The organism is Acinetobacter sp. UBA6720, from assembly GCF_002454215.1.
Taxonomy (GTDB): Bacteria; Pseudomonadota; Gammaproteobacteria; order Pseudomonadales; family Moraxellaceae; genus Acinetobacter.
Genome location: NZ_DKIK01000058.1, coordinates 1 through 11,674, shown reverse-complemented (window position 1 = coordinate 11,674; position 11,674 = coordinate 1). Strand labels below are relative to the sequence as shown.

General features: G+C 39.7%; 10 protein-coding genes. 4 read left to right on the top strand and 6 right to left on the bottom strand.

The annotated features are described in order from the left end of the window. The first annotated feature begins 55 nt into the window (after positions 1–55). The 3 genes from rplI to alr all read left to right on the top strand — a co-directional run bounded on the left by rplI (position 56) and on the right by alr (position 3,332). Positions 56–502: a 50S ribosomal protein L9 gene (rplI, locus tag B4F08_RS04785; RefSeq protein WP_086207736.1), complete on the top strand. Its 447-nt coding sequence runs from the start codon at positions 56–58 to the stop codon at positions 500–502. A gap of 263 nt (positions 503–765) precedes the next feature. Next, entirely contained in the window at positions 766–2,211 is a 1,446-nt protein-coding gene (gene dnaB, locus B4F08_RS04780) for a replicative DNA helicase (protein WP_086207737.1), read from the top strand. A gap of 47 nt (positions 2,212–2,258) precedes the next feature. Then, on the top strand, positions 2,259–3,332 hold the full coding sequence (gene alr, locus B4F08_RS04775; protein WP_119062905.1) for an alanine racemase: 1,074 nt from the start codon (positions 2,259–2,261) through the stop codon (positions 3,330–3,332). Between the two features lie 498 nt (positions 3,333–3,830). Here alr and B4F08_RS04770 read toward each other — a convergent pair whose 3' ends face one another. From B4F08_RS04770 to B4F08_RS04755, 4 genes are read right to left on the bottom strand one after another with little or no spacing between them, the layout of a single operon-like run. After that, positions 3,831–4,565: a proteasome-type protease gene (locus tag B4F08_RS04770; RefSeq protein ID WP_291373506.1), complete on the bottom strand. Its 735-nt coding sequence runs from the start codon at positions 4,563–4,565 to the stop codon at positions 3,831–3,833. A 23-nt stretch (positions 4,566–4,588) separates the two neighbouring features. Next, entirely contained in the window at positions 4,589–5,368 is a 780-nt protein-coding gene (locus B4F08_RS04765; RefSeq protein WP_086207740.1) for a transglutaminase family protein, read from the bottom strand. After that, the gene (locus B4F08_RS04760; RefSeq protein WP_291373504.1) at positions 5,365–5,967 is read right to left on the bottom strand and encodes an alpha-E domain-containing protein; all 603 of its coding nucleotides are present in this window, start codon (positions 5,965–5,967) and stop codon (positions 5,365–5,367) included. The genes B4F08_RS04765 and B4F08_RS04760 overlap by 4 nt, the downstream gene beginning before the upstream one ends. A gap of 24 nt (positions 5,968–5,991) precedes the next feature. Then, positions 5,992–7,542 (bottom strand): circularly permuted type 2 ATP-grasp protein, encoded by a 1,551-nt coding sequence (locus B4F08_RS04755; protein ID WP_086207742.1) that lies wholly within the window; start codon positions 7,540–7,542, stop codon positions 5,992–5,994. A 239-nt stretch (positions 7,543–7,781) separates the two neighbouring features. Between B4F08_RS04755 and B4F08_RS04750 the strand changes: the two genes are divergently transcribed. Further along, positions 7,782–8,783: a helix-turn-helix transcriptional regulator gene (locus tag B4F08_RS04750; RefSeq protein WP_086207743.1), complete on the top strand. Its 1,002-nt coding sequence runs from the start codon at positions 7,782–7,784 to the stop codon at positions 8,781–8,783. A 387-nt stretch (positions 8,784–9,170) separates the two neighbouring features. On the opposite strand, the gene mhpT is transcribed toward B4F08_RS04750, so the two are convergent. Continuing rightward, positions 9,171–10,373 (bottom strand): 3-(3-hydroxy-phenyl)propionate transporter MhpT, encoded by a 1,203-nt coding sequence (mhpT, locus tag B4F08_RS04745; RefSeq protein WP_110975238.1) that lies wholly within the window; start codon positions 10,371–10,373, stop codon positions 9,171–9,173. 280 nt (positions 10,374–10,653) lie between these two features. Next, positions 10,654–11,484 (bottom strand): tetratricopeptide repeat protein, encoded by an 831-nt coding sequence (locus B4F08_RS04740; RefSeq protein ID WP_291373500.1) that lies wholly within the window; start codon positions 11,482–11,484, stop codon positions 10,654–10,656. Positions 11,485–11,674: the final 190 nt, after the last annotated feature.

The window sequence follows — 11,674 nt, the reverse complement described above, 5'->3', positions numbered from 1 at the left end:
AGCTCGCTACTTGTCTTTGATCCCTTACACTGACAATCATAAGTGAGGTTGAGCTGTGGATATTATCTTATTACAACGCATTAAAAACCTTGGTAAATTAGGCGATAAAGTTTCAGTTAAAGCTGGTTACGGCCGTAACTATCTTATCCCTCAAGGTCAAGCAGTTGCAGCTACTGAAGCTAACACTGCTGCTTTTGAAGCTCGTCGTGCTGAACTTGAGAAACAAGAAGCTGAAATTTTAGCTGCTGCTCAAGCACGTGCTGACCAATTGAACGAAGTTAACATCGTGATCACTGCTAAAGCTGGTGACGAAGGTAAACTATTCGGTTCTATCGGTACTCGTGACATCGCTGACGCGTTAACAAATGCTGGTCTTACAGTTGACCGTGCAGAAGTTCGTTTACCGAACGGTGCACTTCGTCACACTGGCGAATTCAACATCGCAATCCAATTGCACCATGATGTTGTTGCTGAAGTTCTCGTTACTATCGTATCTGAGTAATTTCTTGCAAAAAAAAGAGCATGCCTTGGCATGCTCTTTTTTTATCTCTATCAAAAAGCCATTTTTTACACAGTCCTATTTAGGCTTCCAAAATCCATTTTTAACATGATGGTTTTTATCCATAACACAGTTTTTCAATTCAACACACAGCACGCACATTTTTTGGTAAAGTGCATATTGCTGATCAACTGAAATTTTAAAAAAAATTTCAGTGAAATTGACTTTTGTTTCAACATTTACTGCATTAAAAATCAGGGCGTTATATGTCACAGGCGACTGCCACTGCTCAAAAGAGCTCATCGAAACAAGACAATAAACCGAATGAGTCAGGGCAACTGAAAGAATTCCGCACGCCTCCGCACAATTTAGCATTAGAACAAGCTGTTCTTGCCGCGCTAATGACGGTTGCTGAGTCCTTTGAACAAGTCGGCGATGTACTTACTGAAAATGACTTCTATGCAACACGCCACAAGTATATTTTCCGTGCAATTGCACAACTTTCTAAAGACAGCTCCCCCTATGACGCTGTTTTAGTGCATGATTGGCTCACCACACAAAACCTACTCGATGCTGTAGGCGGTGAAGAATATCTAATGCAACTGATGGCAGACTCCCCTTCCAGTTTCTATAACATGGAAACTTATGCCACCAAGATTAAAGAGTTTTCAACTTTACGCAGCATGATTAAAGTCAGCTCTGAGATTCTACAAAATGCCTATGACACCAAAGGTCGTAGTGTCAGTGAAATTTTAGATTTGGCAGAAACCAATATTTTCTCATTGGCTGAACAACACAATAACAATGCGAAGGCACAAGGCCCGAAAGCTATCAACACCGTTGTAGCAGATGTTTTTGATAAGTTGAATGAACTGTCTCAGATGGAAGGTAGCATCACTGGTTTAACCACAGGTTTTGTTGAACTAGACAATAAAACATCAGGTATGCAAGCAGGAGACTTGATCATTGTCGCAGCACGTCCCTCAATGGGTAAAACCACCTTTGCAATGAATTTAGTGGAAAGTGTGCTATTTAATAATGACTTACCTGCTCTGGTTTATTCCATGGAAATGCCAGCAGATTCGATTGCTATGCGTTTGATTTCTTCTTATGGGAAAGTGCATCAAGGGCATTTGCGAGCGGGCAAACTCGATGGGGATGAATGGTCTAAAGTTACGGGCACTATTTTGCAACTGCAAGAAAAAAAGCTCTATATTGATGACTCCTCTGCACTTCCCCCAACAGAAGTTCGTGCGCGTGCACGTCGTATTGCAAAACAGCACGATGGTAAATTGGGCTGTATCATGGTCGACTATTTACAGTTGATGAAAGTGCCTGGCATGGGTGATAACCGCGTAGGCGAGATTTCGGAAATTTCACGAAGCTTAAAAGCTCTAGCCAAAGAAATGATGTGCCCTGTGATCGCACTATCTCAGCTTAACCGTTCTCTTGAGAACCGTCCCAACAAGCGCCCCGTAATGTCGGATTTACGTGAATCTGGTGCGATCGAGCAGGATGCCGACTTAATCATGTTCATTTACCGTGACGAAGTCTATAACAAAGAGTCCAAAGAAGCAGGCACAGCGGAAATCATTATTGGTAAACAGCGTAACGGACCTATTGGTACCGTGCGACTTGCCTTTGAAGGCCAATATACCCGCTTTAGTAATCTATCCCCTGAGTTTTATGCTCAGTACGATGATGAAGAATAGTTAATGCTTCATCATCGCCTTTCCATGACCCTGTAGGAGTAATGAGGGTGCGTCAAGCAACAGTTTATATTGACAGTACAGCACTGCAATATAATTTAAACCGTGTCAAACAACTTGCCCCAAACGCGAAAATCGTCAGCATGGTCAAAGCCAATGCTTATGGACACGGAGTCAAAGACTGTTTAGCAGCCTTAAGTGAAACAGACGCCTTTGGTGTCGCCTGTTTAGAAGAAGCACTGGAAATTCGTGCACTCGGTTTTGAGCAACCGATTACCCTGATTGAAGGGGTTTTTACGGCCGATGAAATGTCGAGTGTCATCGAACAAAAGCTTGAATGCGTAATTCACCATCCACAGCAAGTCGATTGGTTACTCGCGCATAAAACTGCATATATCGAAAACAAGCTTAAAGTATGGGTCAAACTCAACAGCGGTATGAACCGTTTAGGTTTTAAAGTTGCTGAAATTATAGATGTCATCAACACACTGAAAGCCGAAGGCTTTACATGTGTACTGGCTATGCACTTTGCGAATGCTGATAGCGAGCAGCATCCACTGAATGACCAACAGCGAGAACAATTTCTACAGGTTAAAAATGCCTGTGCTCCGATCCTCGCATCTTGTTGTAATTCGGCTGCTATTTTTAAATGGCCAGAACTTAATTTTGATTTTGTCCGTCCGGGCATCATGCTTTATGGCGCATCGCCTTTTGCCGATAAAAATGCACATGACTTGGACTTAAAACCTGTTATGACTTTCACAGCAGAAATCATTGCATTGAATACCATTCAAGCAGGTGAAGCAGTTGGTTATGGTTCACATTTTGTCGCAAACAACAAAACTGAGCTGGCTATTGTGTCTATTGGTTATGGTGATGGCTACCCACGTGCATTTCCAAAGCAAAACTATGTTGCCATTAAAGGACAAACTGTCCCAGTGGTTGGACGTGTGGCAATGGACATGATTGCAATTGACGTGACTGGACTCAATGCTCAATTAGGCGCAAAAGTTGAACTTTGGGGTAATACCCGTTTAGTCGATGAAGTCGCTGAAGCCAATGGAACCATTGGTTATGAGTTGCTTTGCCGTTTAAGTAACCGCCCTACCCGCAAGCAAATCTAACAAAAAAGCCCAAGTTTTAACTTGGGCTTTTTTCAGTGCGAACCATCATCAGCCTGAGCATCATCAAGATCTTGCAACAACTAAACAATTTACTGTTGGTGCATGGTCTGTGGGGCAAATTAAGTAGAACTCATCTCATACATTTTGTGATGTACACGCTTCAGGTGTTACAGATACTTCATGCCTCAAGCCTGAAAATGTCTTGCCTGTATGGATTTTACCTCAAAGACCTTGATATCTTTATGGCTGGGGTGCTTTTAATATTTTTGACATTAATCATCATAAAACAACGTCATCACCTACTAAGTATTAAAAAATAATGCTGATCTACATCGTAAAGAACAACAGAAATATCCAACAACGCATTAAAATTTCGCGCTTGCTTTAAAATATCTCAAACATCTTAAAACAGTTGTACATGACTTGAAGTTGAAATACTTGCATAGAAAATTTGCCGCATAAACTTCTACAAGTTTCTATTTTTAATACCGAGAACTATTATTCTAAATAGTCATCTGTAGGTTTTGCCAGTTCTTGCAACCCTTTTCTTAAAGTGTCTGACCATTGCTTACTGATACTTGAAAAGTACGGATCCTCTTCGTAAATCCTTTTACCTACAGGAACATGCAGACTATCTTTTTTATATACCAATGCATCTAAGGGTAAGCCAACAGAGACGTTAGAGCGTAAGGTCGAATCAAACGAAATGAGACTACATCGTATGGCCTCATCTAAAGGCATGTCATAACGTAGCGCGCGGTCTAAAATTGGTTTGCCATACTTACTTTCACCAATTTGAAAATAAGGGGTATCTTTCGTTGCACAAATAAAGTTACCTTGTGGGTAAATATTATAAAGTTGCATTTCTGCACCTTTAATTTGCCCGCCGACCAATAAACTACAGTAATAATTACTTTGTTCCTGCGTGTCTGAGGTCACATCTGCCAAGACCTTTTTTAAGGTATGCCCAACCAGCTCTGCAGCCTCAAACATAGTGTTGACACTATATAAATTGGGTTCTTGGCTTAACTCCAAATGATTTTTTAGATGTCCTATCACAGCTTGGGTTGTGGCTAAGTTTCCAGAGGTCTGAATGGCAATAAATCGTTCACCCTCAATCCCAAAGGTATACAGCTTTCTAAACACTGATATATGGTCTACGCCCGCATTGGTACGTGTATCACTAATAAAAACCAAACCATCTTGAAGACGAAGAGCACAACAATAGGTCATAGAACATCCTTTTCAGCTAAACCTTAACAACTTAAAACTTGTACAATGGAATGCATAGATTCCACTCCACCTTTTTCACGTACACCGCGAACGGGTGCAACATCCCAGTAATCACGCCCAATAGCCACATAAATATGCGACTGCGGTCTAAATAATTGATTACTGGTGTCAAAACAATACCATACATCATCAATATACACCTCTGCCCATGCGTGACTGGCGAGGTGCGAAGTTTCAGGTACATGTAAATAACCCGAAACATAACGTACTGGCAAGCCTAAATGCTTACACATCGCAATAAAAACATGACTATGGTCCTGACATACGCCTTGCTGACCATTAAATGCATCAATTGCAGATGTATGTACCGACGTTTCTGCAGCTACATAAGGAATATGCCCCAAAATTGCATTGGATAGTTGCATTAAATTTTCACGATTAACTGTCGGCACATACTGATGTGCAAAAGCCTTCATTTCAGCATTACATTGAGTATTCGGCGTAGGCTGTAAAAATAAATTTGGGTTAAGATGATCTTGAATACCATGCTCGGCCTGCGTGTTAATCTCAACAATACCTTGTGCCATAATAGTCAATTGTTGATAAGCTTCACGCTGTGAACTCGTGATCCAAATATTTTGAAAGGCATCTCGTTTCTCTTCACGTACTCCTGGCACACTCACATGCCAGTGGCAAACTTCCTGATGTGAATTATCCGATGGTGTCATTTTAATATATTGGATGCTATTGCATGCAGCTTCACTGTATTGATAATGCGTCTGATGGTTGATCATAAGTCTCATACATCTACCTCAAACAGTTGTTGGATATAATCACTAAAATGATAAAAACTCATTGCATCTGGCTGTGCTTTAAGTTGTGTCCACGCTTGAGCGAGAGCAATCCACCCCATTCCTTTTAACACATCAACAATATTATCAATCTCAACCAATGTACGATGCTTCTCTTGCTTCAGACGAATTTGCCTATCAAGCTGTTCAATCATTTGTCCTAAACTAAAAAATAAGAATACATCACTTGCTTCTGCTTCGAGCACATCCTGACATTCACCAACAACATCACAAATATAAGCTGCATTTTCTGTAGCATTTTTTATAAATTGATTTAGTTCCGCATAGGCTTTTGCCGATAAAATACCACGCAGGTCTTGCACATTGGATTTAGCATTTTGAAATTGTTGATTAAATGATGCAGGATTGCTTGGGTCTAAAATCAGTTCATTCAACGAACAAGCATCAAAAGCAGGTAGGCAAAACGCATGTGCATAGTCCATTGCAGGTTGATCTTGTGTAAACGGAAACTGTGAACACAAATATTGAGTACGAGTTAAATAGCGTCCTAACCAAAAAATATTTTCTGCATTGGTGCTTAATAAAATCATTCTTATACCCTCATATTTAGTTATTTATGAATGTAAATTTTCTACAACCCAAGTATCTTTAATTCCTCCTCCTTGGGATGAGTTGACCACCAGTGAACCTTCTTTCATCGCAACACGGGTTAGTCCACCAGGGACGATTTCGGTACGATATGGGGAACTAAGTACAAAAGGTCTTAGATCAATATGGCGCTCTGAAACACCCAATTCAGTCATCGTTGGGCTAACGGAAAGCTCTAATGTAGGCTGAGCAATATATAAATGTGGCGTAGCCATGAGCTTGTCTCTGAACTGCTCAATTTGGCTTTTGCATGCTTGCGGTCCAATCAGCATACCATAGCCACCTGAGCCTTGTGCCTCTTTAACCACTAATTGCTCAAGGTTATCCAGTACATAAGCCAGATCTTGCTTGTTACGGCATTGATATGTTGGAACATTTTTTAAAATAGGTTTTTCACCTAAATAGAATTGGATCATTTTATCGACATAAGGATAAATCGCCTTATCATCTGCGACTCCTGTGCCAGGCGCATTTGCAATCACCACGTTATGGCTGAGATAAGCCGACATTAATCCAGCTACACCTAAAGTACTGTCTGGCATAAAACATAAAGGATCAAGATAAGCATCATCCAAACGGCGGTAAATGACATCAACACGCTGACGTCCACGAATCGTTTTCACATAGACTTTATCATGCTCAACAAAAAGATCACGTGATGTCACTAAAGGCACATCCATTTCACGAGCTAAAAAGGCATGTTCATAATAAGCACTGTTAAAACGTCCCGGTGTTAACACCACAATAAAGGGCTGATCGACATAGGCATTTTCAGCCAAAATTTCTTTGAGTAATTGTGGATATTGTTCTATGCCTAAAATATTGCTTTTTTGCATTAAATCAGGCATTAATTTTTCACTAATTTTGCGACTCTCTAGCATATAAGAGACGCCTGACGGTGTTCTTAAATTATCTTCAAGTACATAAAACTCACCCTGACCATCACGTATAATATCTATACCACTGATTTGACTGTAAATTTTACCTTTTAAGCTATGTTCATACATATGTGGCTGATACGCTTCATGTGTTAGCACTTGAAGTTCTGGAATAATCTTAGCTTTGAGAATCTCTTGTTGATGATAAATATCGTGTAAAAATAAATTTAAAGCCCTTACACGCTGTGCGGAACCCGATGAAATTTTATTCCATTGCTGTTTCGCAATTACTCGCGGAATCAAATCGTAAGGAATAGTGCGTTCAATGCCCTCAGATTCTCCATAAACAGTAAAAGTAATACCTTCATATAAAAAATGTTGCTTTGCGACTTGGTTTAATCCTTCAAGTTCTTTTAAGTTGTACTGTGACAACCATTGCTCAATCCGTACACAGGCATCGCCTGACATCGCGTTATCGTCCGTCATTTCGTTAAAGAAATTTGACGTCATTTGATGGAATAATCCAACAGATTGGCTCGATAAGCGATCTTGAGAGTCGATCGGGTTCAATACAGGTTGGTCTAGGTTGTAGCCTTCCAACATCGTATTCACATTTGTATCTTTATCTTCTTTAAACATACAAACCTCTCAATTATTATCGGTATGTAATACTCATGAAGCAATAACTATGCCATAGGTATGGTGATTGCTTTCTTTCATTAATTGATAAAAAGCCAAACACTTCAATTCTATTTCGCATTAAGTTGTGTCAAAAAATATAACTGAAAAAATTAAAGCAAAGCTTGCTTAAACGAGTGAGTTTTTTTATTGTGTTCTCATTCAAGTAAGTAATTTCGACTTCTATATTTTATTCCATTATGTCTGCACAAGAAAAAGAAACGTCCAATAGCCTCTACCGTCAGTGGCAAATTTTATCCCGCCTTTCTACTGGAAAATGGATGGGGACACGCGAGTTGCAAGAGATTTTGCAACGCGAAGGCATCGACATTACTTTACGTACCATTCAACGTGATTTAAACCAAATTTCGCAACGTTTTCCTATTGAAAATAATGGTACAGTTCCTCAAGGTTGGCGCTGGCGCTCCGATGCACCTATTCAGAGTTTACCGCACATGACCAGTTCGCAGGCGGTCACTTTTATGATGGTTGAGGAACATTTAAAACATCTGCTGCCACCAAGTTTGATTGAAGAAATGAATCCTTGGTTTGACTTGGCTCGCCGAAGTCTATCCACACAAAACAATGTTCGTCAATGGATTAACCGTGTACGCATCGTGCCTGCAACTCAACCTTTGATTCCTCCGATTGTTGAAAAATCAGCACAACAAGCCATCTATGAAGGACTACTACAAGACAAACAACTCGAGTGTGTATATCAAGGCTTAAATCAAGCTATTGAAGCAAAAACCTATACATTAAACCCACTGGCATTGGTCCAAAAAGGTGCAATTATTTATCTGATTTGTACCCGCCACGATAAAACGGATATCCAAACTTTCGCGCTGCACCGTTTCAAGTCAGCCACAGTTTTGAACTCTCGTGCTTTACATCCTGTTAATTTCGATATTGATGAATATATCGAATCAGGTGCTTTGGGTTTCCGTGTTGACTTCTCTAAACCCACAGAGAATGTTGCACTCACTCTGACCATGACTGAAATTGATGCGTTGTATTTGGAAGAAACCAAACTCAGCACCAATCAAGTATTAGAACCGCTTGGAAATGGACATATTTTGGTTCATGCTACAGTACCTTTCACCTCGCAACTGGTGTGGTGGTTACGTAGCTTTGGCAATAAAATTAGCCATATTGAACCCAAAGAAGTGCGTGATGCTGTGAATCAAACAGTTACAGATTAAAATAAAAAAAGCCCCAATCTCAGGGGCTTTACAGTTTTTTTGGCATTAGATATTTGAATTGCTTGTGGTTGTCATTTTGATTTCTCATCTTGATTTGATACCTCCCCTAAACCAAGACGAGTGCGCTGTTTTTGGTGATTCATACAAACTGGCATTGGCATGCAAGTTCTCCACTGTTAAAACGGATACATTTCATCGTCATGTTATTGACCTCATATTAAGAACGTAAAATCAATTTAAGATACAGCGACGATTTTGTGAAATAACATAATTGGCAATTTTTATCTATTTTTCTATTAAACAACTCTTAAGCTTAGTTTATCTGTCAAAACAAAAAGCAGACAATCTCGTCTGCTTCTTAAATACCCATTTACACCAAAAAGTTACTTATGCTTTCGTTTTATAACGAGACAAGACTGTCACAGCTGCCGCTGAAATCATTACTGCTGGTAGGCTTGCGACTAAAATTCCTGTAGCTCCAAGGCCAAGTGCTAAAATTTTTCCCGTTAACAATGGTCCAGTCATTGCACCCAGGCGGCCTAGAGAAATAGCACTTCCCACCCCTGTAACCTTGCCCGCACCAGAGTAAAAGATAGGTGAAATACCATATAAAATCGACTGTCCACCCGTTGAAAATATTCCACCCATTACACCAGCAAAAACCAATAGCGGAATTGATGTGGTTGTGAACAACAAAACAAGTGCTACAGCAAGCCCGACATAAATAATGCTGGCCATTTGCCAAAGTTTCAAACGATCTAACAAATAGCCCAAACCCAAAGTACCGACTACAGCCCCGACTTGAAAAATCAGCATAATACTGAAGGCTTGTTGCTTCGTTAAACCTTGTTCCATCAATAAATTCGGTAACCAACTAATTAAAATATAGTTGATCATAAGGGTAAAAAAGAAACCTAACCATAAAGGCACTGTTCGTTGATATTGCTGTGCTTTAAACAGAACATCTGCCATTTTTGGAACAGCTTGATTAAATTCAGTTTCGATCTGTACAGTTCTAGGCTTATCTTTCAAAATCATCGCCATAAACGGCAACAAAAGTAGTGGAGTCAATCCACCGACTAAGAACAAAGTTTGCCACTGAATGTCTTTAAAATAAATCGCTAAGCCTGCAACAAAAATTGCTCCTACAGGCAAACCACAGTACATCAAGCTATTGAGCTTACCGCGGTTGGCTTCCGTAGCTTCATCTCCAACCACCGAAATCATGGTTGGCATAGCTGCCCCTAAACCGAGTCCAGTCAGGAAACGAGCAAGATATAGAACTTCAAGATTCGGTGCGATGGCTGTGATTGCGAAAAATACCCCAAAAATACCAATAGACAACATCAAAACTTTCTTTTGTCCCAAGTAGTCTGCAATGCGTCCACCAAAAAAAGCTCCAAACAACATACCAAACACACCAAGGCTAAACACATAACCCATTTGCACTTGATCTAAAGCAAAGCTTTGCGCAATTCCCTTTGCCGCAATTCCTGGGGCTTGCAGGTCAAAACCTTCAAAGAAAGCGACCCAAAAGCATAAAAAAACCACCAGAAATTTTTGTAATTTTTCACGTTGTGTTAACGCCATGATTGATCTCCATCCATAGTAAACATCCTTATGGCAAAACACGCATAAGCACGTGACTAAATTGTCAGCTCAAACATAATCAATAAACACCACGACAATGGTCGGGATTCACTCTCTACAATGTATAAATAGCTTCATTATTTAGACCTAAATCATAATAAACCTATAGTTTAAAGCTATTTCACATAAAAATAGTTTATTAAATACATATATTTAGATTTATAAAAGCTATTAACGATACAACCATAGCAAATAGCAATCGTTGCAAAAAATTTACTTTTTATTTCTTCCAAAATTGCCACCTGCTACGTTTCGGTCGCTTTTCTTCAATACACACCAATCTCTTGAGTGCTTCATTATTGATGCTGTCATACATTTTTAAATACTCAGGATTCATCTGCTCTCCGATATATTCGGGCGTATACGCTGTACAAGGTTTTCGTAATGAACGCTTATACCATTTTTCTGCAACGTCTAAATCTGCATTAAAATAGAGCCCTTTTTCATACATATATCCAATCTTGCATTCTGCATACGGGCCTTTCTGATCCGCCGCTTTCTGAATCCAATACGCCGCTTCCTCTAAATCTTTTTCGGTATAGAAACCATTTAAATACCAATAACCCACTTGATACTGTGAGGAAGCTTCACCCTTTTGCGCATTCAGTAAGAACAGTTTAAAAAATAATTGTTTGGCTTTATCTAAATGTAAAAAGGAATCAATTTTTCGGATCTGATCATTAATCTGATCAATTGAGTAATCCCTTGTGTTTTTAAGAAAATATTGTGCCTGCTGCAATGGGTTGTCTTCTGTAAAGGACGCGATTAATTGCATTGCTTCTGCCCGTATCTCATCTGTCCCACTAATCCGGGCATCCAGTACTACATTTAAATGTTTTCGGGCAGATGCTAAATCGCGCTCAACCCCTCGTCCCTCTAAATACATACGGCCTAAACTTAAATCTGCCACTATGACCTGACCTACTACTTGTTGATATAGTTCAATTACCATATCTAAATCCAGCGGTACACCTAAACCATGCTCATACTTATCTGCTAAATTATTGATCGCGACTAGATTCCCCAAACCGACAGATTTTGGTTTTAGCAAGCTCCCAAACTTTCATAATGGCTCAATCAAATTGATAAAACTCACCATTTTGATTTACCAAATCACAACATCACCCTCGCGAATCTCTTCTCCGCTTATATATTGTAATGACATCTCTCTCTACCTTATTTTTTTATTGTATATTGCCCCTGCGCAGTTTTTACCCAAAAAAAGCCCGCATAAAGCGGAC